This is a genomic window from Natronobacillus azotifigens, assembly GCF_026805325.1.
GTDB classification, from domain to species: Bacteria; Bacillota; Bacilli; order Bacillales; family Amphibacillaceae; genus Natronobacillus; species Natronobacillus azotifigens.
Map to the genome: position 1 here is coordinate 1 of NZ_JAPRAT010000008.1, position 24,394 is coordinate 24,394.

General features: G+C 38.3%; 26 protein-coding genes and 10 tRNA genes. 3 read left to right on the top strand and 33 right to left on the bottom strand.

Annotated features, from left to right (window positions below):
• Positions 1-109: 109 nt before the first annotated feature.
• The 11 genes from OWO01_RS05530 to OWO01_RS05580 all read right to left on the bottom strand — a co-directional run bounded on the left by OWO01_RS05530 (position 110) and on the right by OWO01_RS05580 (position 2,188).
• A tRNA-Ile gene (locus tag OWO01_RS05530) sits at positions 110-186 on the bottom strand.
• 9 nt (positions 187-195) lie between these two features.
• Positions 196-269, bottom strand: a tRNA-Gly gene (locus OWO01_RS05535).
• A 218-nt stretch (positions 270-487) separates the two neighbouring features.
• A tRNA-Arg gene (locus OWO01_RS05540) sits at positions 488-564 on the bottom strand.
• Positions 565-632: 68 nt separating this feature from the next.
• Positions 633-719, bottom strand: a tRNA-Leu gene (locus OWO01_RS05545).
• 124 nt (positions 720-843) lie between these two features.
• Positions 844-916, bottom strand: a tRNA-Lys gene (locus OWO01_RS05550).
• A gap of 106 nt (positions 917-1,022) precedes the next feature.
• A tRNA-Gln gene (locus OWO01_RS05555) sits at positions 1,023-1,097 on the bottom strand.
• A 16-nt stretch (positions 1,098-1,113) separates the two neighbouring features.
• Positions 1,114-1,190 (bottom strand) — tRNA-Asp (locus tag OWO01_RS05560).
• A gap of 21 nt (positions 1,191-1,211) precedes the next feature.
• Positions 1,212-1,283 (bottom strand) — tRNA-Glu (locus OWO01_RS05565).
• Positions 1,284-1,312: 29 nt separating this feature from the next.
• Positions 1,313-1,403: transfer RNA gene (locus tag OWO01_RS05570), tRNA-Ser, on the bottom strand.
• Between the two features lie 2 nt (positions 1,404-1,405).
• Positions 1,406-1,480 (bottom strand) — tRNA-Asn (locus tag OWO01_RS05575).
• 249 nt (positions 1,481-1,729) lie between these two features.
• Complete coding sequence (locus tag OWO01_RS05580) at positions 1,730-2,188, bottom strand: SprT family protein (RefSeq protein WP_268779445.1); 459 nt, start codon at positions 2,186-2,188, stop codon at positions 1,730-1,732.
• 116 nt (positions 2,189-2,304) lie between these two features.
• Here OWO01_RS05580 and cmpA point away from each other — a divergent pair, with 116 nt between their 5' ends.
• On the top strand, positions 2,305-2,424 hold the full coding sequence (gene cmpA / locus OWO01_RS05585) for a cortex morphogenetic protein CmpA (protein WP_268779446.1): 120 nt from the start codon (positions 2,305-2,307) through the stop codon (positions 2,422-2,424).
• 24 nt (positions 2,425-2,448) lie between these two features.
• Here cmpA and OWO01_RS05590 read toward each other — a convergent pair whose 3' ends face one another.
• From OWO01_RS05590 to acpS, 15 genes are all read right to left on the bottom strand, one after another.
• Positions 2,449-4,617, bottom strand: coding sequence for a Tex family protein (locus tag OWO01_RS05590; protein ID WP_268779447.1), 2,169 nt, complete (start codon positions 4,615-4,617; stop codon positions 2,449-2,451).
• 117 nt (positions 4,618-4,734) lie between these two features.
• The gene (locus OWO01_RS05595; RefSeq protein ID WP_268779448.1) at positions 4,735-5,331 is read right to left on the bottom strand and encodes a PP2C family serine/threonine-protein phosphatase; all 597 of its coding nucleotides are present in this window, start codon (positions 5,329-5,331) and stop codon (positions 4,735-4,737) included.
• On the bottom strand, positions 5,331-6,122 hold the full coding sequence (sigB, locus tag OWO01_RS05600; RefSeq protein ID WP_268779449.1) for an RNA polymerase sigma factor SigB: 792 nt from the start codon (positions 6,120-6,122) through the stop codon (positions 5,331-5,333). The genes OWO01_RS05595 and sigB overlap by 1 nt, the downstream gene beginning before the upstream one ends.
• Positions 6,094-6,570 carry an anti-sigma B factor RsbW gene (rsbW, locus tag OWO01_RS05605; RefSeq protein WP_268779450.1) on the bottom strand — a complete coding sequence of 159 codons (477 nt, stop codon included), beginning with the start codon at positions 6,568-6,570 and terminating at the stop codon, positions 6,094-6,096. The genes sigB and rsbW overlap by 29 nt, the downstream gene beginning before the upstream one ends.
• The gene (locus OWO01_RS05610) at positions 6,570-6,905 is read right to left on the bottom strand and encodes an STAS domain-containing protein (protein WP_268779451.1); all 336 of its coding nucleotides are present in this window, start codon (positions 6,903-6,905) and stop codon (positions 6,570-6,572) included. The genes rsbW and OWO01_RS05610 overlap by 1 nt, the downstream gene beginning before the upstream one ends.
• A 54-nt stretch (positions 6,906-6,959) precedes the next feature.
• Entirely contained in the window at positions 6,960-7,967 is a 1,008-nt protein-coding gene (locus OWO01_RS05615) for a PP2C family protein-serine/threonine phosphatase (protein ID WP_268779452.1), read from the bottom strand.
• A gap of 16 nt (positions 7,968-7,983) precedes the next feature.
• Positions 7,984-8,385, bottom strand: a complete 402-nt coding sequence (locus OWO01_RS05620; RefSeq protein ID WP_268779453.1) for an anti-sigma regulatory factor — start codon at positions 8,383-8,385, stop codon at positions 7,984-7,986.
• Between the two features lie 2 nt (positions 8,386-8,387).
• The gene (locus OWO01_RS05625; RefSeq protein WP_268779454.1) at positions 8,388-8,744 is read right to left on the bottom strand and encodes an STAS domain-containing protein; all 357 of its coding nucleotides are present in this window, start codon (positions 8,742-8,744) and stop codon (positions 8,388-8,390) included.
• Between the two features lie 4 nt (positions 8,745-8,748).
• Positions 8,749-9,618: an RsbT co-antagonist protein RsbRA gene (locus tag OWO01_RS05630; protein ID WP_268779550.1), complete on the bottom strand. Its 870-nt coding sequence runs from the start codon at positions 9,616-9,618 to the stop codon at positions 8,749-8,751.
• Between the two features lie 407 nt (positions 9,619-10,025).
• The gene (locus tag OWO01_RS05635) at positions 10,026-10,376 is read right to left on the bottom strand and encodes a type II toxin-antitoxin system PemK/MazF family toxin (RefSeq protein ID WP_268779455.1); all 351 of its coding nucleotides are present in this window, start codon (positions 10,374-10,376) and stop codon (positions 10,026-10,028) included.
• 5 nt (positions 10,377-10,381) lie between these two features.
• Positions 10,382-10,588, bottom strand: a complete 207-nt coding sequence (locus OWO01_RS05640) for an antitoxin (protein WP_268779551.1) — start codon at positions 10,586-10,588, stop codon at positions 10,382-10,384.
• Between the two features lie 225 nt (positions 10,589-10,813).
• On the bottom strand, positions 10,814-11,929 hold the full coding sequence (gene alr, locus OWO01_RS05645) for an alanine racemase (RefSeq protein ID WP_268779456.1): 1,116 nt from the start codon (positions 11,927-11,929) through the stop codon (positions 10,814-10,816).
• A gap of 327 nt (positions 11,930-12,256) precedes the next feature.
• Entirely contained in the window at positions 12,257-13,279 is a 1,023-nt protein-coding gene (locus tag OWO01_RS05650) for a LolA family protein (RefSeq protein WP_268779457.1), read from the bottom strand.
• 211 nt (positions 13,280-13,490) lie between these two features.
• Complete coding sequence (locus OWO01_RS05655) at positions 13,491-15,011, bottom strand: NAD(P)H-hydrate dehydratase (protein ID WP_268779458.1); 1,521 nt, start codon at positions 15,009-15,011, stop codon at positions 13,491-13,493.
• Positions 15,012-15,058: 47 nt separating this feature from the next.
• Entirely contained in the window at positions 15,059-15,436 is a 378-nt protein-coding gene (gene acpS / locus OWO01_RS05660; protein ID WP_268779459.1) for a holo-ACP synthase, read from the bottom strand.
• Between the two features lie 278 nt (positions 15,437-15,714).
• On the opposite strand from acpS, the gene OWO01_RS05665 reads away from it, so the two are divergent.
• Positions 15,715-16,485, top strand: a complete 771-nt coding sequence (locus OWO01_RS05665) for a rhomboid family intramembrane serine protease (RefSeq protein ID WP_268779460.1) — start codon at positions 15,715-15,717, stop codon at positions 16,483-16,485.
• Between the two features lie 248 nt (positions 16,486-16,733).
• Here the strand turns inward: OWO01_RS05665 and cshA are convergent, their stop codons facing one another.
• On the bottom strand, positions 16,734-18,194 hold the full coding sequence (gene cshA / locus OWO01_RS05670) for a degradosome RNA helicase CshA (RefSeq protein ID WP_272506009.1): 1,461 nt from the start codon (positions 18,192-18,194) through the stop codon (positions 16,734-16,736).
• 516 nt (positions 18,195-18,710) lie between these two features.
• Between cshA and OWO01_RS05675 the strand changes: the two genes are divergently transcribed.
• Positions 18,711-19,562, top strand: a complete 852-nt coding sequence (locus OWO01_RS05675) for a DegV family protein (protein ID WP_268779461.1) — start codon at positions 18,711-18,713, stop codon at positions 19,560-19,562.
• Positions 19,563-19,889: 327 nt separating this feature from the next.
• Here OWO01_RS05675 and OWO01_RS05680 read toward each other — a convergent pair whose 3' ends face one another.
• From OWO01_RS05680 to OWO01_RS05705, 6 genes are all read right to left on the bottom strand, one after another.
• Entirely contained in the window at positions 19,890-20,609 is a 720-nt protein-coding gene (locus OWO01_RS05680; RefSeq protein ID WP_268779462.1) for an alpha/beta hydrolase, read from the bottom strand.
• 73 nt (positions 20,610-20,682) lie between these two features.
• Positions 20,683-21,096 (bottom strand): YppG family protein, encoded by a 414-nt coding sequence (locus tag OWO01_RS05685; RefSeq protein WP_268779463.1) that lies wholly within the window; start codon positions 21,094-21,096, stop codon positions 20,683-20,685.
• 47 nt (positions 21,097-21,143) lie between these two features.
• Entirely contained in the window at positions 21,144-21,407 is a 264-nt protein-coding gene (locus OWO01_RS05690) for a glutaredoxin family protein (RefSeq protein WP_268779464.1), read from the bottom strand.
• 228 nt (positions 21,408-21,635) lie between these two features.
• Positions 21,636-22,100: a MarR family winged helix-turn-helix transcriptional regulator gene (locus tag OWO01_RS05695; protein WP_268779465.1), complete on the bottom strand. Its 465-nt coding sequence runs from the start codon at positions 22,098-22,100 to the stop codon at positions 21,636-21,638.
• A complete protein-coding gene (locus tag OWO01_RS05700; protein WP_268779466.1) occupies positions 22,093-23,532 on the bottom strand; it encodes a hypothetical protein in 1,440 nt (479 codons plus the stop codon). The genes OWO01_RS05695 and OWO01_RS05700 overlap by 8 nt, the downstream gene beginning before the upstream one ends.
• Positions 23,532-24,221 (bottom strand): ABC transporter ATP-binding protein, encoded by a 690-nt coding sequence (locus OWO01_RS05705; protein WP_268779467.1) that lies wholly within the window; start codon positions 24,219-24,221, stop codon positions 23,532-23,534. The genes OWO01_RS05700 and OWO01_RS05705 overlap by 1 nt, the downstream gene beginning before the upstream one ends.
• Between the last annotated feature and the right edge of the window lie 173 nt (positions 24,222-24,394).

Consider the following 24,394-nt stretch of genomic DNA (forward strand, 5'->3'; position numbering starts at 1 on the left):
CTCTCAATAAAATGAAGAGTAATTCTTTACTCAATAAAAAGCACTAGCTTTTTTCTTGCTTTGTATTACTTAACATACTGGTTGTTTTGTTCAGTTTTCAAAGATCAAATGGTGGGCCTGAGTGGACTCGAACCACCGACCTCACGCTTATCAGGCGTGCGCTCTAACCAGCTGAGCTACAGGCCCATTTTTCAATGGAGCGGGTGAAGGGAATCGAACCCTCATCATCAGCTTGGAAGGCTGAGGTTTTACCACTAAACTACACCCGCATATAAAATAATAAATTCACTTAATGCCTCATTTACGAATATATGTCCCTGCATCTACTAGCGTATTCAGGGATGTATATGCTTCGGGACAACTCGAAGTTTATTCGATGAAGTCAATGCTCGTGGCTGAGGTTTTACCACTAAACTACACCCGCATATAATATAAAAAAGTATCATATAATAATAGAGGAAACTTACAATTGAAGCTCATTTTTGAATGGCGCGCCCGAGAGGAGTCGAACCCCTAACCTCTTGATCCGTAGTCAAACGCTCTATCCAATTGAGCTACGGGCGCTCAATGAAGCGACGTCTTTAAATATAACATACAAAGCCATGTTGTGTCAATAACATTTTGAAACTTTTTGGTGCGGTCGAGAGGACTTGAACCTCCACGGGTTATTCACCCACTAGGCCCTCAACCTAGCGCGTCTGCCATTCCGCCACGACCGCATAAGCGATAATGAACTAACTTAATAGAATGTATCCTAAAAAGGGTTATGACGCATCAAGTTGTCTTGCTCCCTTAACTACTTTCATAGGAGATGGGACTTCAGATGAAATCATCATCCTTTGATGAGCCATGAAGGATTCGAACCTTCGACCCTCTGATTAAAAGTCAGATGCTCTACCAACTGAGCTAATGGCTCTAATTACATTGCCAAGTTTCCTTTTAATCAATAGAAAACCCTTCGAAACCAAGTGTGTTTCAAAGGTTTAAATGAATGCAATATTATTTAATCTTAAAGAAAAAAATGGCTGGGCTAGCTGGATTCGAACCAGCGCATGACGGTACCAAAAACCGTTGCCTTACCGCTTGGCTATAGCCCAATAAAATTTATAATAATGGCGGTCCGGACGGGACTCGAACCCGCGACCTCCTGCGTGACAGGCAGGCATTCTAACCAACTGAACTACCGGACCAGAATATAATTTTTGTTAAAGTGACCCGTACGGGATTCGAACCCGTGTTACCGCCGTGAAAGGGCGGTGTCTTAACCGCTTGACCAACGGGCCATGTTCACTATTCAATCGCAAAATAAAAATGGCGGAGAAGGAGGGATTTGAACCCTCGCGCCGCTTACACGACCTACACCCTTAGCAGGGGCGCCTCTTCAGCCACTTGAGTACTTCTCCATTGGCTCCACAGGTAGGATTCGAACCTACGACCGATCGGTTAACAGCCGATAGCTCTACCACTGAGCTACTGTGGAATAATCAATTCGATGTATTAGCGACGTTAAAAATAATACCACATCCATAAAGCAGAGTCAATACTATTTCTGAATATTTTTTAACTGTCACAAAAAATAATTGTACATACATCGCACTCTTATATTTTACTAGCAATTGACTGTCTAGGTCAAGCATTGTTGTAAACAATTAAAAGATAACCTAGAACAAATTAACATGAACAACGGCGTTCGTCAAGCAAAAATTGACAACCAAATTATATCTAGTCACTACCCATCACCTGAATTACCCTTAACCAACCTACCGCTACACTTTCCGCAACGATATTTCTGAAGATCGATTTGACGTTTCCTTGAATAGTTATGCCCACAAACCTTGCAGATATAAGTATAATATTTTTTTCTCGCTTCAGAAGGTAATGGCTGACAATGTCGAGGAGAACCTGTCTCTTTCAATAGCGCTTTAAAACTAGCATCAGCATGCTTATACCCTTTTCCTTCTATATGGAGGTGATAATGACATAACTCATGCTTAATAATGCCACACATTTCCTCGAAGCCAACCTCAGCTAGATATTTTGGATTAATTTCGATCGTTCTTCTAGAAGGTATGTATCTGCCACCAGTTGTACGTAATCTGTTATTAAAGACTACCTTATCATCATATGGCTTGCCAAAAAAAGTAGTGGATAGTTCATTTACTACCTGCTCTAAATCTGTTTGATTCATTTTTCTCCCTCTAATCACTCAAGCATCTATTTTTTCCTGATGATCAATTTGTATCGTTTCCTTTTTTCGCATTCTTACATACCCTATAGTAACACATTAAATAAGGAGGAATTCCATTGCCTAGTTGGTTTAAAAAACAAATGAAAACTGCTTTTAAAAATAAGAACATTCATCAAATTGTTGTCTTAAATCAATGTTGGTTTTTTTATCGAAAAAAGAAGATACCAGAAAAATGAAGTCTGATATCCTCTCAAAAATACTTATTCTTCTTTAATCATCGTTAATGCTATTCGTTCTTTTTGAAGATCAACGTGATCAATCCACACTGTTACTACGTCACCAACAGCAGCAATATCCATTGGATGCTTTACAAAACGATTAGACATTTTAGAAATATGAACGAGCCCATCTTGCTTTACACCGATGTCAACAAACACACCAAAGTCTACAACATTTCGAACAGTACCTTCTAACTCTAGACCTGGTTTTAAATCTTCCATCGATAGGACATTTTTCTTTAATAAAGGTTTTGGCAAGTCATCACGAGGATCTCGCTCCGGACTACTTAAAGCCTTAATGATATCCTGTAATGTTAATTTTCCTATAGCTAATTTCTCACTCAGTTCTAAAAGATCGAGATTCACTAAAGCAGTTTTTAATTTTTCTGTACCTAAATCTGCTGTTGTACAGTCGAGCATTTGTAATAATTGTTTAGCAACTTGATAACTTTCCGGGTGGATCGGCGTACGATCTAACGGTTCTTCACCATCGTTGATCCGGAGAAATCCAATACTCTGTTCATAAGTCTTGTTCCCTAAACGCGGGATATCTTTTAATTGGCGGCGCGAGTTGAACTTCCCTAGTTCCTCTCGCTGCTTAATAACATTGTTTGCAACGGTTTTACTTAAACCAGATACATATTGCAGCAACGAGGAAGATGCTGTATTTACATTCACACCAACTTGGTTTACAGCAGTTTCTACCACAAACTTTAAGGATTCATTTAACTTCTTCTGGCTAACATCATGTTGATATTGTCCGACTCCGATGGATTTTGGATCAATTTTTACGAGCTCAGCTAATGGGTCCTGTACTCGTCGTGCAATCGAAACAGCACTTCTTTCTTCCACTTGAAGATCTGGAAATTCTTCACGAGCTAGTTTGGAGGCAGAATACACACTTGCACCCGCTTCATTTACAATCAGATAAGGCGTCGATAGCTGATGTTTATCAATTAAGTCAGCAACAAATTGTTCCGTTTCTCGTGATGCCGTACCATTACCGATCGCAATCAACTCGACATCATACTTTTCAATAAAAGCCATTACTTTACGTTCTGCTCCTGCAATGTCTTTTTTAGGGGCCGTAGGATAAATGACATCAACTTCTTTCATCAGACCTGTTTCATCAACCACCGCTAATTTACATCCTGTTCGAAAAGCTGGATCAACCCCTAAAATCATCTTCCCTTTTAGCGGTGGTTGCAACAGTAAATTACTGAGATTCTTCGAAAAAATTTCAATCGCTTGCTCCTCAGCCGCCTCTGATAGATGGCTACGAATTTCTCGTTCAATTGACGGTTGAATAAGACGCTTATAACTATCAACAATTGCCTCTTGCAAGAACGATCGAACGGCTTCAGTAGCATTTGGTCGTAAAATTTGTCTCGATAAATATTCATAAATACTATCTACCGGCGGTTCAATCGATAGTTTAATAATTCCTTCTTTTTCTCCACGATTTAATGCTAACACACGATGAGCCACGATCGATTTGACCGGTTCTTCGTAAGCATAATACATTTCAAAGACACCTTTTTCATCTGCCGCTTTATCCTTATCCTTAGCAATAATTTTCCCATTGCTAAATGTTTGTTTTCTTATGTAAGTACGATAAGCTGCTTCATCTGCAATCCACTCCGCGATAATATCATTTGCTCCAGCCAAAACATCTTCAATCGTATTCAATTCATGTTCTGTCGATAAAAAAGCTTGAGCAGCTTGATTAAGATCATCCAAGCTTTGTTTCCATATTTGTTGCGCGAAAGGTTCCAAACCTTTTTCTTTAGCAATCGTTGCTTTCGTTCGACGTTTTTGTTTATATGGTCGATATAAATCTTCCACTCGTTGCAATTGCTCCGCCTGTTCAATATCTTTTTTTAGTTCTGGTGTTAATTTTTTCTGCTCATCAATAAGGCGGATCACTTCTTGTTTCCGTTCCGCGAGATTTAGTCCGTATTGCCATTTGTCCTCAATCGTTTTGATTTGAACCTCATCTAGTCCACCTGTTGCTTCTTTTCGATATCGAGCAATAAACGGTACTGTGTTACCTTCGTCCAATAAACCAATTACTTGTTTTACCGTAGGCATTCCGAGCGTAAGTTCTTTCGCAACCCATTCCATGACGACTTGCTTATTAATTTCTGTCATCCTAACTCCTCCAATCTATCCTTGTCTATTTTAGCAAAATTACACTAACTTTCCTAATGGTTATCCAGATCAACCAAAAATGCCTCTTTGTGATTATATCATCAACAAAGAGGCATTTTACTCATTATATTTCATCACCATTAACGTCGTATCATCTGGTCGATTGTGGTCAACATAACGGGAAAAGATATCCGTAATCTTTTCGACATCTTTTTTTTCAAAAAAACGATAGGATAGATCTTTGGAGATGACACCATCAGAGAACATGATGAACAACATATCATCTTCAAGGCTATCTTGAATCACTTTCAACGGTCGGGCGAATGAACCTAAATAACCGGAACTAGGTATATTTCGTTTTTTCACTGCCCCTTGACCAACAGTCATCATTCCAATGTTGCCAATAGAAGCAAAGGTATAGGAGTGTTTCGTAAAATCCAAACGCAAAAGCCCCAACACTACCCCGCGCTTTCCGACCAACGCTTTATTGGACAACTTCACCAATTCATCAATCGACGCAATAGGGTTGCGCTTAATTATCTCCATTACTGCTTCTGAAGACTCTTTCGCTGACTCACCACTACCCAAACCATCGGCTAAAGCACAGACAAAACAATCTTCAAATTCTTGGTGAAAATAACTGTCTCCACAATAATAATTCCCGATTTTTGGTTTCTGATAAACGGATACATGCATCCGGTTCATACCGTCCATTAATCATTGACTCCAATACCATCAGCTTGTAGTGCTTCTTTCAACTTCCGAAGGGCTCTACGCTGAATCCGTGATACATGCATTTGTGATATATCTAATAGGTCACCCGTTTCTTTTTGACTTCTATTCTCAAAATACGTGTATTGTAAGATTTTTTGTTCTCGCTCCGTAAGTATAGGAAAGACTTTTTCTAGCAATAGTCGTAGATCCGTCCTTTCAAAGCCTTGATCATCATTACCTATTAAGTCCAAAATAGAAACAGTGCTTCCATCAGAATCTGCCTCAATCTTTTTATCAACGGACAACGCCTTATAACTTTGCCCCATCTCCATCGTTTCTAACACTTCTTCTTCTGACACTTCAAGGTAGTTGGCGATTTCGTTAACGGATGGTGAACGTTGTTGTTCATTTGTAAGTTCCTCGGTTGCTTTTTTAATTTTTGGACCTAATTCTTTAATCCGACGTGGCACATGTACACTCCACGTTTTATCTCGGATAAATCGCTTAATCTCCCCAATAATTGTAGGGATTGCAAAAGATTCGAATGATTTACCTAATGTTGGATCATATCTTCTAATCGCCGCTAATAATCCGAGCATCCCCACTTGAACAAGATCTTCATGGATCATATTATTCTTGGCATATTTCCTTGCAATAGAATGCACAAGATCTTCATATGTTAAGACGATTTTCTCTTGAATTTCTTCATCTTGTGGGTGTTCTTGTAAGTGCTCTATCCATTGGTAAACCTCATCCCCACTCCTATTGTGTGGTTGAGATTTGATCGCCATCTAAGCCCACCTCATTTGCTGGGAGATTTTTGGTCATTAATACAATAACTCCATAATCATTTTTAATCTCCACCTTATCCATTAAAGCATCAATTAAAAACAATCCAAAGCCACCCTCTCGAAGACTTTCAATTGGTTCTGTATGACGGTATGGGCCGATTCCATCTTTTACTTTTGCTAAATCAAAGCTACCTCCATGATCCGCTACCATTACCTCTAAACGATTTTGATAAATTCCAAAACCAATGGTTACTTCCCCTTGTTCACTTTCCCGATAAGCATGTGTTGTTGCATTGGTAATCGCCTCAGAAATTGCTACCTTCAGGTCTTCAATTTCTTCGTATGTAAAACCCATTCGATTGGCAATACCAGAGACACTCAAACGAACAACTCCGACATATTCCGGCTTTGCCGGTACCTTCATCTCTACAAAATCAAAAAGTTCCATCAATTTCCACCCCGTACTGTTGTATCAATCGTGATAATGCTATCTAAACTTGTGATTTTAAATAACCGGTACACTCTCTCTTGCAAGTGAATTAATTTCAATTTACTTTCATGTTCTTTGGAAGATTTCAGTGCGCTAATAAAGACACCAAGTCCTGTACTATCCATATAATTTACTTTTTCTAAATCAACAATTATATTTGCACCAGCTTCTTCTGTTAATGGTAGTAGAGATTCTTTAAGAACCGGTGCGGTATACGCATCAATTTCTCCAACCAATTCCACTATCGTAGACAAGCCATCATCGATTACTTCTACATCTAAGTTGATATTCATTTCTTCCCCTCCAGGTTATCAATTGTTTTACTTCATTCCCTGAAATAGTTTATCTTAAACTTCTTTTCGAAGAAGAATCATTGTAAAGTCATCTCGTAAATGAAAATCCTGCAAGCGTGCAAAATGTTGATACACACGATCAACCACTTCTTGTGCTGGCAAATGGATATTTTTCTTAATCACTTCCAAAATTTCTTCACGCTCGACAAAACGATCTCCTACTCGACACTCCGTAACACCATCCGTTAATAGGATGATACAATCCCCTTTTTTTACATGGGTACAATATTGTTGATACGTTGCATTAGATGTCGCACCTAAAACAAGCCCTTTTGCTTCAATATCTTCGAACTCGTCTTTTTCCGCATGATAATAAAAACCTGGCTCATGCCCGGCAGAAGCATAAGAGAACGTCTCCTCTTTCGGATTATACGATCCATAAAACATCGTAATAAACATACTAGGGTCAACATTTCGTTCAACGACTCGATTTAAATTCTCAAGAATCATACTAGGCTCGCGATGACTCTCAGGAAAGCTGTCCATGGAATATCTAATCATGGACATCGACAAAGCTGCAGGTACCCCTTTCCCAATGACATCAGCCAACGCAATACCCAGTGTATCCTTTGTTTTGACATAATGATAATAATCACCATTCATAATATTCGCTGGTACACTAATACCACCGATATCCAAACCGGAAATTTCAGGTTTTTCCGTTGATAGCAGGGTTTGCTGCATACTAGCTGCAACAGAAATTTCGGATTCTAATTCTGATTGTTTGATTCTCAAGGATTGAAATTCTTGTAATGCGAGACCATATGAAATCATTGCTTCCAATAAAAAGTTCAAGGAATCATTTATTTCCCTAGGTAGATCAGGATATAATTCTTTCAACGCTTCAATATGTACATGAATGATTTCTTCCGGCGAAATGTTTTGTTTCACGGACAATTTACTGAATTGCTCCGCTTCATAGAGAGCTGTTTCATCATTTTTCACTAAGTATTGTTTTAATAATTCACGATAGTTAGACAAATCAAGCTTAGTAGTTTCCAAATCAACCCCCCCTACCTTATCTGAGCCACTTAATTGTATGAATTTGTGTACCTTCGTCCACTTCTGTAGTAATTTCAAAATGATCCATTAATCGTTTAACGCCCGGCAAACCGGCTCCCAACCCACCTGAAGTAGAATAACCATCTTGCATCACTTGGTTTAAATCACGAATTCCGGGGCCTTGATCAATCGCACTAATCTTTAGACCTTTATGATCAAACTCATTAATGACTTCAAAGCAGATCTTTCCCTTACCTGCATACAAATAGATATTTCGAGCTAGTTCTGAAATAGCTGTTGCAATCCGCGCTTGATCGACTGTTCCAAACCCAACTTCTTTTGCTTGTTCTCTCCCTAACTGTCGTGCGCCGACAATATCCCATTCTTTTCTAATGTTAACGCAGGGTTTGAAGTCCATAATTATGCCTCCAATTCCTGGCGAAGTTTAATTAATCCTTGTTCTAAATCCAAGGCAGTCGTAACGTTTTGCAAATGAATGCCCAAATCAATTAATGTCATCGCTACCGCGGGTTGAATGCCTGTTAATACCACACGCGCCCCCATTAGATCAGACATAGAAACTACATCTCCTAGTACTTTTGCGATAAAAGAATCAATAATATCTACGGATGTAAGATCAATTACCACTCCCGTCGCACCACTTTTATGAATTTTATTTAACAAATCCTCCTGAAATTGAATTGCTGTTTGGTCATCTAAATCTATTTGGATAGAAATGAGTAGGTAGTTATGCAATTTCAAAATCGGTATTCTCATGCTATCACCCTTCCTCTAACGAACTCATCATCTTTTCGATCGTCTGATCTCTTTCTTTAGAACGAGTAATTTTCCTTCCCGTAAGCTCTAACGCCTTCTCAAACCCTTTACGTAATGAACTTTTTGTCGGGAACTTTCCTAAATCAATCCCCAGGTTAACAATTGTTTGTGCAATTTCCGGTCGAATTCCCACCAAAATACATGTTGAGCCAATTAAACGTACAGCTTCTGCTGCTTGAATGATATGATGCGCAACCATTGTATCTACAACGGGAACACCAGTAATATCAATTAAAACAACCTCTGCATTATGTTTGATCGTACCTTCTAGCAAATTTTCCATAATTAATTTTGCACGTTCGGTATCAATCGTTCCAATCAAAGGCATAATCGTAATATTTTTCATCACTGGTATGAGTGGTGCAGATAACTCTTGTAATGCTACTCGTTGTAAAGAAACGGTGTGTTCCCAATTTCCAGAATATTCATTCACTAAACTGTTAATGATAGGATCAACCCAATTATCAACCATCTCTAAAACATTCGTGAAATGATTGGTTTCGATCTTCTCTGATTGGCTCAAAATAAAATCAATCGTTACCCTACGAAAGGTTTGCAATCCATCGGTTAGATAAGATAAAGGCCAACCCAAATTAATTAAACGCTCTGAAAAATCATCCAATTCGGTTGTTAACCCTTGTTTGTCTAAGCTCGAAAAAATAACATTAACAAATTCTCGGTTTGTACTTTGAAACAATTCTGTTGAAATCGAAGAGGTATAATCACTCTTTCGTTTTTCCGTTACTTCCTCCAACCAATTTTTAATGATAACATCACTGTTATTGACAACAAATTCTTGTAAAGTCCCGTCCAAAAAGATCCCTCCACGACATTTTTTGTTCAATTTTGCTTCACCAAGCAACATTTGTTCCAATTACGTCTTCCTAAAACCCAATTCTTCTTATAGATAATTTACCATTAATCCCGACTCAATTCTACTAAAAGCAATTAAAGAAACCAAATACTGCTATTGTTTCGCCTTTATTATTCCTTGCATGTAATTTCAACATGAATATTGTAAATATGTAGGTTGACTTCACTGATATCTAGTGAAAAGTTTTACTACTTCATGGATTATGGGTACTACGTTATAGATCACAAACATCTAGTACTAGCTTTTTATTAAATTAGCGCAGAAATCTGATATTGACCAACGCTATTCGTTGCACAACAAAAAAACACTTGCCTTCTGCTTCAGGACAAGTGCTTCGTTTCTCTTGCTTAGAAATCTGCTAAACCTAAGCTGATTTCTAACGCTTGATTAATCTGTTCCATCATATTACTATCCAATTGCGTAATCTTATCTGTTAATCGTTGTTTGTCAATCGTTCTTATCTGCTCTAATAAGATCACCGAATCACGTTCAAACCCGTATTTCTCCGCTTTGATCTCAACATGTGTTGGCAGTTTTGCTTTTTGAATTTGTGCAGTGATAGCAGCAACGATCACAGTAGGACTAAAACGGTTACCAATATTATTCTGAATGACTAATACCGGGCGCACGCCTCCCTGTTCCGAACCAACCACAGGAGAAAGATCGGCGAAATATACCTCGCCTCTTTTTACCTTCAAATTCATTACACCCCGCTCACTAAGCGCTCAAAGGTGTTCTCTGCCTCCTCTTCAGCTAGAAAAGATTCCGAAGCAATGTTTAGATTAATTTTAGCCATTTCCATATAACCTCTTTGCATGGAGTCGCTAATATGTTTCTTTTTTCGATCTCGTACATACGATTTTGTTGCTTGGTAGATAATCTCGCTTAAATCACTGTCTTCATGCTTCATTAAACCATCCACCTCACTTAGTAGGTTTTTAGGTAATCGAACAACAATTTCTTGCAACTGCACGTCCTCTGCCTTTGACAAACCGTACACCTCCACCACGTTTACAAGCCTATTTATTCATCCACTACTATCTTATCATTCAAAAATAGGCTTTGCAAAGGCATTTTTGAAAAATTTTTAGATTTTTCGAGGTAAATGTGCACGTATTTGGTATGAATTTCATACTCAATGATAATATCTAGGGATTCGATTAGTAAATAGACAAGCAATTTCGTAATTAATCGTTTCTAACTGATGTGCTATCTCTTCTAAAGTAATTTGTTCATTTTTTTGCTTTCCAACAAAAGTAACTTGTGTGCCAACTGGGTACGGCTGATCCAACTTAACCATACACTGATCCATACAAATCCTGCCAACCAAAGGCATTCTTTTTCCATCAATTAATACATCCAATCCTTGCCACTTCCTTTGAATACCATCAGCATACCCCAACGGGATCGTCCCTATCCACTCCTCTTTTTCTGCAGTGTACGTAGCTCCATAACTAAGCTTTGATCCTGGCGCTATTTTTTTTACGTGGATTATTTTGGCATGCAGTGATAATGCTGGTTGCAAAGGGAATGGACGTGTTTTTTCCATATACAATGATGGATATAAACCATACATGCCAATGCCAAAACGAACATAATCTAACATTTGATCTGGGAAGCGAATAGAAGCAGCGCTATTTCCTGTGTGCAATTGAATCGGCTCCGCATACTGTGATCGCACCACTTGAGCGAGTTGTTCAAAACGATCAGATTGTTGTCGATAATAGGATTCTTCGGCTTCATCAGCGGTTGCAAAATGCGTAAACAAACCCGTTATCCGAAAACGCTCTTGATCCAGCTCGTTCATAAACTCGTAAATTTCTTGCTCTGTTCTCATGCCAAGCCGACCCATACCAGTATCGAGTTTAATATGAATTTTTAATTCACCAGTGAAATCTATTTGCTTTGCAGCCGTTAACCACTCTTTTTGAAAAACCGTTAGCATAATATTATGTTTGATTGCAATAGGTATATATTCAGGTGAAACCCAACCTAGCACAAGTATTGGTACGGTAATTCCTGCTTCTCGTAAGCGAACCGCCTCATCCATAAGAGCAACAGCTAGAGCGGATGCTCCCGCTTCAATCGCCGCTTTTGCCACTTGAATATCTCCATGTCCATATCCATTTGCTTTGACAACCGCAAAGATCTTTGTAGTCGATGAAAGGCGACGATTAAGCTGATGAATATTCGCTTGTATTGCTGATAAATTTATTTCGATCCATGCAGGACGATATGATTTCTGCTCCATTACGTTTGTTCGCTCCTTTTTTCTCCCTATTATCGACTGTCTAACGAACCGTGTCAATAGTAGAACTTTTTCAAAAAAAGGAACGCTCTTTTTTCAAAACACGGTAACAAAAATAAAAGCAGATCCTTCTAAAACAAAGTATCTGCTAGATAGTACGTGTTCAAAAAGTCGGTAAATGAAAAGCAAGTACCTTAAGGTCGCGAAGTTCCTAAGATCACAGTGTAGGCTTTTTCTACATGAGAACTGGAGGAACGAGCTAACAAAGAAATACGCCATTGATCGTTTGGTGACTTTTTGAACAACATCACTAGATTTTTCTTTATTCAATTATTTAACAGCTTGCTCTGATATTGAAGTTGCTACGTCAATCATTTCTTCTTTCGTTAATTGTTCGCTTGCTAAGTAGAAATCAATCCCCTGATGCGTCCACGTCATTGCTTGATCCGTTTGTGCCCCAATGGTGAAGCCTAAACTAACAGGTTCTCCAGCAACCACTTCTGGATTCATCATGGATGCCGGATACACTTCATGTCTTTCTTGAACGATCGTAAAATCTCTTTCTCCTTGATAGGTCAAAACGACACGAGTTCCATTCTCTGTTTCAAACTCTGTTTTTTCTACCAACTCACTTCCATATAACTCAGCTGGATATAAAACAGAAAATGCGTCTGGATCATCATCCGTCTCTTCTGACATGACAGGGGTACTGATGATACCGCTTGTCATGTTGTGTTCTACTTCAAAGAATCCTTCTTCAAATTCCAAATCAAGTTCAAAAGCGGCGAATTCTACTTCCACAACCGTGTTTTTTTCTTGATCCATCACTTTTACCAAAACTGGCGTTAATTGATCTTTATCTAAATAAATCTCTTGATATGGTAACGTATTGTTATTCTGATAGTTTGTTCTTGTTTCAAAAACATAATAGTCTTCTGTTGATGTAAAGATGGCTTCATCGTCATTAAAGATATCCGAGACTAAAGAATGGTATAAGTATGGTTGACTATTATTCGACGGCCAATCACTTTGGAAGCGAAAACTTTTATTTAATGCCGGAGTAAGGACAAAGACTCCATCATCATTTTTCAAGATTATTTGACTACCTTCTTCATCTTGTTCATTTTTCAAAAGCACACGATAAAACGATTCTGCTTGGTAAGCAACATCGATTTCATAACTTTGTTCTTGCTCACCAGTTTGCATTTTCATTTTCGCTTGTGTCTGATAACTAGTTAATTCAGTTAGATTCGCCTCTAAATTCCCTACGATATCATCTTTCGTTTTCTCACCACATCCAACAAACATTAACATAGCTAAAAGGACAAGTCCCATCCTGAATAATATTTTCATCGTTACAGCTCCTTTTACTCTAGTCAGAGAAAAAGGGAATCAATGAACCGCTTTAAGTGCGTGTTCAAAAAGTCGATGAAGTAGAAGCTAGCAGATCAAGATAGCGAAGTTTTGAGGACCGGAATGTAGGCTTTCCCTACATGAGGACCTGAAAAACGAGCCAACTTAGAGATCCGTCGCTGATCATTTGGTAACTTTTTGAACAACCTCTTTAAGAAAAAAATGTACGAAAAACGAGTGGGATCGCTTCAATCACATCGGTTGCAAGGAGATCATAGGTGGAATGTTCGTTTTCCACTAATAATTCTGCTGCCTTTCCATGGATATAACAGCTGTTGGAAATTGCCGCCGTTAAGGGTTGTTCTTGCATCACCATTGCTAAAATAACCCCAGCTAAACAATCGCCGCTACCACCTTTCGCTAAGCCTTCGTTACCTGTTACATTAACGAATTGATTACCAACCGGATCCGTCACAATTGTATAGGCACCTTTTAATAGAAGATGTACTTGATAGGTTTTGGCAAACCGTTCAGCACAGGCAAATGGATTCTCCAACACATCTTGCACAGAGCAACCTAATATCGTCGCCATCTCACCTGGATGTGGTGTTAGAACTGTTGGTGCTGTCCGAGCTTTCAACATGTCCAAATCATTACGAATATGATACAGACCATCCGCGTCGATAAGGAGTGGAACGTTTGCTTCCGCAACCACGCGTTGCGTGAATTGTTGTGTATCAGACGTTCTTCCCATTCCCATACCAATCACGATCGCATCATAATCTGCATAATTAAGATCTGTCCCCCCAGTAATTACACCAGATTTCTCAGACAATGAATGAAAAGTCGTTTCCGTTATATGCGCTGCAACAGAAGAAATTGCTTCTGGAACGGTTGCTACAGTAAGTAAACCAGCCCCTGCGCGTAAAGCCGCTTTAGCTGTCATCGCTATCGAACCAGGCATTAGTGCACTACCTCCGATTACTAAGCCTTTTCCGTGATTTCCTTTGTGAGAAAAACGGTTTCGGGCAGGTAAGGTCGTGACAACATCTGTCCCTTCCCATGTACGTCTCGTCTTAACCTGATCAAATCCATCCTTGGGAAGACCAATCGATACCGTCTCCCATTTCCCATAATATTCAGCATATCGTTCGATAAATGCACTAAGCTTCGGCGCTTCCACGATATACGTTTGATCTGCTTTGACAGCCATTTCGAATGTTTCACTTGTTTCAGCTGGTAAACCACTTGGTAGATCGATAGAGACAATTCGACTTTCTGCCTGATTGACTAACGGGATAATTTGGTTATACGGAGCTCGCAACTTACCGGTAACACCAATTCCTAACAACGCATCTACAATTAGATCAGCCGTCAAGATAGCCTCTTTGCTTGTTTCTATTTTTTCAAACAAAGTGAGTGGACAGCCATATTGAAGGAATATTTCTTTATGAAATCGCGCATCACCTTGGATCCGTTCATTTGCAACCATTTGGATAGTTTCTACTTGATAACCAAGGTTAACTAATGTTCGTGCTAAAACAAAACCATCACCACCATTATTTCCACTTCCAACAAGGACAACGATTTTTGTCTCCTTGGTGAGTTGGTTCCTTAACAGCTCTGCTATTGCACGACCTGCACTCTCCATCAAAATAGTGCCACTCAAACCCTTTTCTTCAATCGCGATTCGGTCGATTTCGTACATTTCTTTTGCGGTAACAATATTCACTTTATTCCCTCCTACCCGCACTAAACTATATGAGACAACCTTCCTTTTTATGCAGACGAGCCTTTGTTTGGTTGTTCAAGAATTACTTGTGCAACAGCATAATCGTGGCTATGTGATATTGATAGAAAAATGGAAAAGTCATGGTGGTGCTTATAATCGAGCACCGGCGACCCTTTAGGACTAGGAATTATTTCAAGGTCATGAAATTTCACTGCCCCGATTCCTGTTCCAAAAGCTTTGGCGAATGCTTCTTTTGCTGCAAAACGTCCTGCAAGAAATTCAATTTTTCTACGTTTTGTTTTTTTTTCTTCGTAAGCGATCGATTCTCTTTTCGTTAAAATTTTCTCAACAAAACGTGGTTTTTCATCGACCAACATTTCAATTCTTTTTAATTCAATAATGTCTATTCCTATTCCGAAAATCATAAGTATGTAATCACCTTCTCTTATTATCTAAGTAAACAGGCCGGTGAAATGGCGATGATTTGACTATTCAAAAGCTTCTCTTCATTGGCTTGCTCTTCCGGACCTGAGAAGCTTTGACACTTCAACCTGTTGCTTTAAAATTTACCGACTTTTGGAACACGCACTTATAGTATATTATAATTATTTATTACGAAACAGCAAAACGCTATTAGTTGGCAGATAATAAGGAAATACAGTATGATAGAGAGTAAGATACGTTTACAAAAAGGAGCAAAGCTATGTTTTTTCGAAATGAATCATTTAAAGATTTCACACGATTTTATCCAGTTGTTACAGTAATTGTCGGGATTCAACTTATCATTTGGTTGATTACCTTTTTTGATAATCCTCTGGGCGAACTGATTTTCCAGTGGGGAGTTGGTTTCAACCCTTTAATTACTGAAGGGGAATATTGGCGGTTGATTACTCCTATTTTCCTTCACAGCACCGCTGATTTCATGCATGTACTGTTCAATTCATTTTCACTCGTTTTGTTTGGCCCTGCATTAGAGCAAATGCTCGGAAAATGGAAATTCGCTTCTATCTATCTGGTGGCTGGTATTATTGGGAACTTGTTTAGTTTTCTAGTCGATACAAATTCGATGATTCCTTATTTAGGAGCATCGGGCGCAGTATACGGTCTGCTTGGACTATATATTTATATGGTATTCTTACGACCAGAGTTAATTGACCCAGCTAGTAAACAAGTCATTTTGATTTTCACTGTACTAGGTCTGATCATGACCTTTATTCGTCCAGGAATTGCGATAAGTGCTCATGTTTTTGGCTTTATTGGAGGGGTTGCATTAGGACCAATCGCATTAACCCGTGCACGACCGTTCTCTCCGTGGCGACAGCAACGTAGACAGATACGCCCTGGCCAGCCGAACTTTAATCCGAACCGTTGGAAACGACGTAGATTTCGGATCAACAAGAATATTAGTTCAATTATTTGGTGGATTATTTTAATTCTTGCGCTACTAGGATTATTCGGTGGGTTGATTTTGTAGAAGCAAAAACAATAAGAAGTTATATTTTATAAGGGGCTGATGGTGACAAGCATTAGCTTGTCATGTCTCGCTATAGTGTGACACTTTCCAATAAGTAACCATCAGAACCTACTCTGTTATACGAGAAAATCTTTTTGCATTTATCTTAAAGATAAAACACCTGAAATATTTCCATAGAGCGATTTTTTTAATCTTGCATAAAAAAAAGAAGCTGTATCAAATCGATACTAGCTTCTTTTTGTTTTGTATTAGTTTGAACCACGTTTATTTTGGAATTTACGATTACGTCCTTGTGGTTTGCCTTTACTACGGTTATAGTTTCGTTTGTTATCGCCACCACCACGATAATTTTTGCGGTTATCTCCGCCTTTGTTTTTCGAACGTTTTACACTTAATGGTTGAACCGAAGACAAGGTAACTGGTGTTTGACGACGTTCTTTTGTAAGCATTTTTAGAGCTGCTGCAACAATCGTAACAGAATCATGCTCATCAAGAAGTTCGGACGCTGTCTCACGATACTCCTCTAATTGCCCCTTTTCTATTACGCGCACTAGTTTTTCAACTGTGATTTGTTGTTGACCACGACGAGCTTCATCTGAACTTGGTGCTTTCATGCGACTCATTTTACTTTTCGTTACTTTTTCAATTAAGTTCAAATGTGGCATTTCTCTTGGTGTGATAAAAGAAATTGCAACCCCTGTTTTCCCAGCACGACCTGTACGACCAATACGGTGCACATAGCTTTCTGGGTCTTGTGGAACATCAAAGTTATATACATGAGATACACCAGAGATATCTAAACCACGTGCAGCAACATCTGTTGCCACGAGAATTTCAATGCGGCCATTTTTAAATTTATTTAGAACACTCATACGTTTTCCTTGTGTCAAATCACCATGAATTCCTTCTGCACGGAAACCACGCGCTTGCAAGCCATCCATTAATTCATCGACACGTTTTTTCGTACGACCAAAGATAATGGCTAGTTCTGGTACATGAATGTCTAATAAATTGGTCAATGCATCAAATTTTTGTTTTTCATGAACTTCAACAAAGTGCTGTTCAATATTTGATACAGTCATTTCTTTTGATTTTACTTTTACTTCTTCCGGGTTTTTCATTAATGTAGATGCAATATTTCTGATTTCTTTTGGCATGGTCGCTGAGAACAATAGTGTTTGACGTTCTTCAGGGATCGCCTTTAGAATATCGCGAATATCTTCAATGAATCCCATGTTTAGCATTTCATCTGCTTCATCTAATACAGCAGTGTGGACATTGCTAATGTTAATGGATTTGCGACGGATGTGATCCAATAAACGACCAGGTGTTGCTACAACAATGTGCGGACCATCTTTAAGACCGCGAATTTGACGATCCATTTGTTGTCCACCATAAATTGGTAATGTGCGAATTCCTTTGAATTTAGCTAAGCGATGAATTTCTTCAGAAACTTGAATCGCTAACTCTCTTGTTGGCGCGACTACCAACCCTTGGATTTTACGTTGACTTTTTTCGATTTTTTCGATCATCGGAATACCAAACGCTGCTGTTTTACCAGTACCTGTTTGTGCTTGTCCAATAACATCCTTTCCTTGTAACCCTAATGGAATCGTCTGTTCTTGAATTGGTGTAGCTTCCTCAAAGCCCATTTTTTCTAGAGCTTTCATGATCGGTTGTGAAATACCTAATGATTGAAATGTTGTCAATTTCTTTTCATACTCCTTTTTTTCCTAATCTCATCGTGCGCACGTTACGACACGTTAACAAATAAATTTTATATTGGAAGATGTTCTTATTTTCTTTTATATATGGCGGTTGAAACCACCTAATTACTAGAGTCTACACACCGCGTATTGATTCGAGTGCTGGACAATAGCAGCGGGGCGATCATCCCGATAAGGTCCCTGCCTATTTCGTTTGTCTCTTGCAGGGTTTGATTTCAATCCTTGAATTATTAACGTGAAAAAAAGCCTTCCTCCACACAAGGAAGAGGCTTGTTGCGAGCATTCAATGGATTATTATATTTTAGCATACTCTATTGATTAATTCTACCTAAGCACTCAATCTTTTGAATTTTTACCAATTACATCATGAAAATTATTCCAGAGTAACGCTTCTCTTCATAGTTTTACATCATCCTTGCAAAAGTATACATAAATACTTACTATTGAATGGAACGATATCATTCAGAAACAAAAAACTTAAATAAACAGGTGATTATTATGCAAATACAACTAATGACAGATAGCAGCGCGGACCTCCCCAAAGAACTAAAAGAAAAACTACAAGTTACCATTATTCCGTTGTTTGTTCACTTTGGGGAAGAACATTTTGCTAGCGAAGCGCTTACTACCGAGCAGTTTCTAACTAAATTAAATGAAAGCAATGTTTTTCCAAGTTCTTCGGCATCTGGACCTAATGAGTATTATCAAGCTTTTAAAGCCGTACCCGACAACAAACCGATTATCTTATTTAGTGTGTCAGAAGGCGTAAGTAGTGCTTATAACCACGCGCTTATGGGTAAAAAAATGCTGTTAGAAGAGGAACCAAACCGTAAAATCGAAATCATTAATAGCAAGTCTGCTTCTCCTGGCTTAATTTTATTAATTGATGAAGCTGGAAAGAAATTAGCTGATGGGTACTCTTTTGAACAACTTGTACCCCACTTGCAAGGTCGAGTAGAAAAACTCATGACACTATTCGTCTTAAAATCGCTAGATAATCTGATCCGTGGTGGTCGATTAGATAAGATGAAGGGAGCAATCGCAAAAACATTAAATATCAAACTTATATTACATGCGAGCAGTGAAGGGAAAATCGAAGTTCTAGAAAAAGTACGCGGTGAGAAAAAAGTGCTTCGCCGATTTGTAGAGCAGATCGGTGAATATATTCATTCGGCTGAAGATAAAGTAATTGCGATGACCCACGCAAACGCACGAAATCGTGCCGAAGAAATCTTAGGGAATATTATTACAACCTATCCATTCAAAGAAACGTTTTTATCAGAAACTGGTCCTGTTATTTCTGCCCACGCCGGGGAAGAAGCAATCGTTATCTCATTTTTCCGAGATTAAATAAAGTGAAACTTCAATCAGTGGGGGTTTTTAGCTATTCCCCCACTGATTGTTAGCCCTAAAGGATGACCTAAAGGCCCTTGAACCATTCGAGGTGCTTGCGTCCTTCCACTTAAACAACTTGGTATTCTCCTTGTTTTTGAAGTGGGAGTCTTACGGACGGTTGCTCCGGGATAAAGGAATCGTTTTTGCTTGCGAACCGATGATGACTTATCGCAGATTGCTTCGTGAAGTTGCCTAGTTTTTGACGTTCAGAGCTAGACGAGGGTATACTCTGTTCGGAAAAGTTATCCAAGCTAACGCATTTTCCTAGATAAAAACAGTTCTTCAATAATTCACAGAAGAACTGTTTTGCTTTTCTTGATTCGTGGATAAAAACTTCTCCACCGCAACGCTTACTACATCTTTATCATCACCTAAACAAATAAGATGTTTGGAATCCAAATAATAAATCACTTCGATATCGACTGGAATCTCTTTGTCTAGATAATGTGCTGCCTTAAATGGAACAACGCCATCTTGTATTCCTTGTGCCACTAAAACTGGACAAGTAATTTTCTTTAGAGAAGGTCTGGTCACCTTCATACATTTTAAAAATTCTAAGTAGGCTCGTACCGGAATTGCTCCTTTTTTATGTTTATAATTTTGGTAGGTGAAATTATCTTCTATCGTACCAGAAACCTTATCCATTACGATATGACTAGCTTCTACGGTCAGTTGCTTTAAACTCAAATACTTGCGCGATGGAGATAATAACACCAATTTATGAACATCATATTTTGCCGCTAAGTGAGCAGCGATCATTCCTCCCATGGAAAAGCCAATGATATAAACGTGATCCACTCGTTCTTTTAACGAAAGAAATGCTCGCTCTGCTTCGTTAATCCAACCTTCATGATCCTGATCTTCTAGCGTTAACTCATACCCATGTCCAGGGAGAGTAGGAACTTCTAGAATCCAATCGGTCTCTTGTTGCAAATAATCTGTTAGAGGCTCCAATTCGTAAGGTCCTCCTGTAAATCCATGAATGCACAAACAGCCAATCATAAATAATCCTCCTGCACTTTATTCTAACGATAATATAGGAAAGAATATCCCTGCCTTTACTAAGACAAGGATATTACTTAACGCCTTTCACAAAGGAACTAATGCCCTTAAATATTGGGGTAAATTGGTGATAGGTATTTGCTACCTGACTTGCCGTATTTAACATTTTGTCTAAATCCATTTGGCCATCTTTGTCTTGAAAATAACTAATAAACCCTTTCGATGGTTTTGGCTGATTTCCCCCAAATTGTTGCTGTGCTGATGGACCGCCCCCCTGTTGTTGCGGGTTCCATCCTGATTGTTGAGCATTCGTTGATTGTTGCGGATGCGGAACCTGCGTTCCAGTCTGTGACGGTTTATTCGCAAAGAAGTCGGGTGGATAATTTGCGGATTGATTAAATGGGAACGAATTAGATTGGAATGGTTGTTGGTTATATTGATACTGATAAGGATGAAAAGGCATTTGGCGCATATTCTTACTAGGCATATCAACACCTCTTTTACTATTGTTATTATAGTATTATCTTATGCTTTTCATCCCATTTCGTTCTTATCTAGCATCCCATAATGTAAAAGATTTGTTATTTTATTTTTTTGAAAACCTAAAATTATATTCTCATCAATTATCACGACGGGTGTGGAATAAATATTTCTTCGTTGCAATTCTGTTAGGTATGCTTTATTTTCGCTAATATTTCTTTTTTCATACATCACATCTAATTGTTCCAAAAAATTCATAATCTTTCTTGATTCTTGACAATCATTACTTACGTATACTATTATCTCTTTTGCTTTCATCTTGCCTCCCCCTTACTACCTATGTGAATTCATGTTGGTCGTAAACTAAATTAAAATGATACAAACAGAGCCCGGCTCTTTTTTTATACTCTTATTACTATATACCCAGTCTTTTTAAGTTGAAACTTGGTACATTTACTGAGTTCAACCGAAGGGTACGATACAAGTGGGGAGTAAATGAAGAAAACCGAGAAGCTTTGTATTTCGCTTCTCGGTTTCTTGTTTTTCTTATTTCAACTCATCAGCATAGGTACCTAATTTCTTTAATAACTCAATTGCTTGTACTTTTTCCTCTTCACTGAGTCCATTGGTAATCGACTCAATCTGATGCCAATGGTCTGGAAAAACTTCATTTAATAGATCCATACCTTTTTCTGTGATCGATGCATAGGTAATGCGTCGGTCATTCGCACATTGCGTCCGTTTAAGATATTGTTTTTTCTCTAACTTATCCACAACATACGTAATACTTCCGCTCGCTAATAATATTTTATCGCCTATTTTTTGCAACGGTTGTTCGCCTCGATGATAGAGTAACTCTAGCACACCAAAATCGGTTGTATTCAGCCCTTTTTTTCGAATATCGGCAGCAACTTGATCCGTAACAGCTCGATAAGCCTTTGATAATACAACAAATAATTTTAACGAAGGATCTTGTTTCTTTCTTTCATATAACTGCTTTTGTTTATCCATTATGTTGTTCTCCCTTTATTAATAAAGTCCTATTAACATAAGTATAACGTATGATCTCACATAAGATAACTAATATGCTGAATGCTGGTTTCGTTGTGCTATTCATCAGATACAAAAAGAGGAGCACAACGATGACAGAAAACACCTGTGATATAGGTTTTGATTGTTTTGTAATAAGAATAACCCTTGATTTCAAGACAAACTGAACAAAGTATTTGCCAACGATTACATAGCTAAGAAGCAGAAATGGAATCCAGATCCACTGATCGGTAAACAACAACAATACACCAATCAAAACAACAAACAAAGGGATCGATCCAACAAAAACCCATCGCGCGAAATACTTTTCCCATCGGTCAATTCTCCATGGAAGACTGAAGATTAGTTTATCCTTAAACAGCTCAACAAAAAAACTTACTGCAATCTGAACATATAAAATAGTTCCTAACGCGATACCTACGCCTAAGAGATAAGGATGATGAAAACTCAAGGCAATGAGGATGAAAATAACCCCAAAAAATCCTTGGAGCATCTGCTCTTTTTGCTCAGTAAATAAGAGAAAGATATTTCGATGGTATATCGATTGCGGCTTTGTCCATGAAAAAGGACGCTTCAACCGCTTATTGCGAATCATATGATGGTAAACTCCTTGACGTTTTGGTGGTTTTATTTCAATCTTTGACATTTTAGAAATAAAAAAGATATTCCAAATCAGTTGATCGTTTGTTTTTACTACATCATGCCACCTTACACGTTGAAATACACGCTTGAATAGCAAAAAATTGACTATGACTAAAAAGAGAAAGATCGACATAGTTAAATAAATAGGGTTCGCTACAAAAAATGATAAGCCAAAAGCCCATAATCCAATAACAAAAGGCGCTTGCGTAATGATCAGCTTTATGTACCAGGGCAATTGATAAATCACCCACTGTGGAATCGTCATCAAGCATTCGATCAAAATGAGTGAGAGTGTAACAGAAAAAATAAACAAGAAAGTGAATGGAGTAATCAAATAAACAAGGGCTGCCGTTGCTACAATTACTTGAGAAAATCGTTTGTTTTTCTCAAATGCGTTATAATACCAGAGCTTTTTCTTATCATATGGTAACATGCTCAAAAGTAATTCCGCACTAGAGAACCGAACACCTGGCCGGGTAAAACTAAACGACAAGGAACGCATCGACGCAACGATAAGGATAAGAAAAAAATAGTCTGTTGCAATATTTTCTGCAACGAGAAAAATGGGTTCTGTTTGTTTTAGGATATCGTGTACCCAAAGTAGACCAAGCACCAAGAAAAAAGTTAAATAGACTAACATCGTCCGATCGAACGCGACACCAAAAGCAAGACGATATAGCATTCTCTTTTTCTGTTTCCGACTCTTTTTAATCTTCTGATAGACTTGACGAGTGGATGGTAGTTTGCTCATCAATCAAACCTCCGCTTTAACACATCAAAGTCTTCCATATAGCCAATATTTACAACTTTCCCTTGTTGTAACATAATATAGTGATCTGCGAACCCCTTTATTCTATCTAGTTGATGTGAAGTTAGTAAGATAGCAGTATTTTCTTGTTTTTTTAGTTTTAGAATTTTTTCTAGAAAATCCGAACCGTAGACATCCAATCCCATAAATGGTTCATCTACTAATAAAAGCGATACATCTGGTAAGAGTGCACAAATCGTTTGTACTTTTTGACGCATCCCTTTTGACAGAGACTCTGGATATTCATCCAACTTATCGGTAATTTCTAGCTCCGACGCATACATCGCAATTTTTTCTTTCAAATTCTCCGTATCAATCTGATAGCTTTCACCGTATAATTGGAAATGTTGCATGGCTGTTAACTCTGATAATAAGAATGGCTCTTCCGGTATGTATGCCAGTTGTTGTTTGAACTGGATAAAGTCTTCTTCTTGGCCAACCCCGTTCAAAGATATAGCCCCTTCATCTTTTTCCTGCAAACCCAATATCGTTTTCATGATCGTAGATTTCCCTGCACCATTATGACCAATTAATGCCGTAATCGTACCTGGTTTCAACTCAAAAGATATATCATCAAGGATATGTTTTTTTTGAATGGACACAGTAACATGTGAAAATTGAAAGCCGTCCATATATCGTTGCCTCCTTATTGGAAAGATTTTAGACAGGGGAATCCATAATATCCCTTACTAATTATTATACAGGAACACCTGAATCTACGTAACTGCTTTTTTCCAAATAAAGTGAAACTTCAATCAGTGTGGGTTTTTAGTTATTCCCTCACTGATTGTTAGCCCTAAAGGAT

Bases quoted from the DNA above. Each gene is read 5' to 3' on its own strand.
- OWO01_RS05580 (WP_268779445.1), bottom strand. From the start codon at position 2,188: ATGAATCAAACAGATTTAGAGCAGGTAGTAAATGAACTATCCACTACT.
- OWO01_RS05590 (WP_268779447.1), bottom strand. From the start codon at position 4,617: ATGACAGAAATTAATAAGCAAGTCGTCATGGAATGGGTTGCGAAAGAA.
- OWO01_RS05595 (WP_268779448.1), bottom strand. From the start codon at position 5,331: ATGGACGGTATGAACCGGATGCATGTATCCGTTTATCAGAAACCAAAA.
- sigB (WP_268779449.1), bottom strand. From the start codon at position 6,122: ATGGCGATCAAATCTCAACCACACAATAGGAGTGGGGATGAGGTTTAC.
- rsbW (WP_268779450.1), bottom strand. From the start codon at position 6,570: ATGGAACTTTTTGATTTTGTAGAGATGAAGGTACCGGCAAAGCCGGAA.
- OWO01_RS05610 (WP_268779451.1), bottom strand. From the start codon at position 6,905: ATGAATATCAACTTAGATGTAGAAGTAATCGATGATGGCTTGTCTACG.
- OWO01_RS05620 (WP_268779453.1), bottom strand. From the start codon at position 8,385: ATGGACTTCAAACCCTGCGTTAACATTAGAAAAGAATGGGATATTGTC.
- OWO01_RS05625 (WP_268779454.1), bottom strand. From the start codon at position 8,744: ATGAGAATACCGATTTTGAAATTGCATAACTACCTACTCATTTCTATC.
- OWO01_RS05640 (WP_268779551.1), bottom strand. From the start codon at position 10,588: ATGAAGCATGAAGACAGTGATTTAAGCGAGATTATCTACCAAGCAACA.
- alr (WP_268779456.1), bottom strand. From the start codon at position 11,929: ATGGAGCAGAAATCATATCGTCCTGCATGGATCGAAATAAATTTATCA.
- OWO01_RS05650 (WP_268779457.1), bottom strand. From the start codon at position 13,279: ATGAAAATATTATTCAGGATGGGACTTGTCCTTTTAGCTATGTTAATG.
- acpS (WP_268779459.1), bottom strand. From the start codon at position 15,436: ATGATTTTCGGAATAGGAATAGACATTATTGAATTAAAAAGAATTGAA.
- OWO01_RS05665 (WP_268779460.1), top strand. From the start codon at position 15,715: ATGTTTTTTCGAAATGAATCATTTAAAGATTTCACACGATTTTATCCA.
- OWO01_RS05675 (WP_268779461.1), top strand. From the start codon at position 18,711: ATGCAAATACAACTAATGACAGATAGCAGCGCGGACCTCCCCAAAGAA.
- OWO01_RS05680 (WP_268779462.1), bottom strand. From the start codon at position 20,609: ATGATTGGCTGTTTGTGCATTCATGGATTTACAGGAGGACCTTACGAA.
- OWO01_RS05685 (WP_268779463.1), bottom strand. From the start codon at position 21,096: ATGCCTAGTAAGAATATGCGCCAAATGCCTTTTCATCCTTATCAGTAT.
- OWO01_RS05690 (WP_268779464.1), bottom strand. From the start codon at position 21,407: ATGAAAGCAAAAGAGATAATAGTATACGTAAGTAATGATTGTCAAGAA.
- OWO01_RS05695 (WP_268779465.1), bottom strand. From the start codon at position 22,100: ATGGATAAACAAAAGCAGTTATATGAAAGAAAGAAACAAGATCCTTCG.
- OWO01_RS05700 (WP_268779466.1), bottom strand. From the start codon at position 23,532: ATGAGCAAACTACCATCCACTCGTCAAGTCTATCAGAAGATTAAAAAG.
- OWO01_RS05705 (WP_268779467.1), bottom strand. From the start codon at position 24,221: ATGGACGGCTTTCAATTTTCACATGTTACTGTGTCCATTCAAAAAAAA.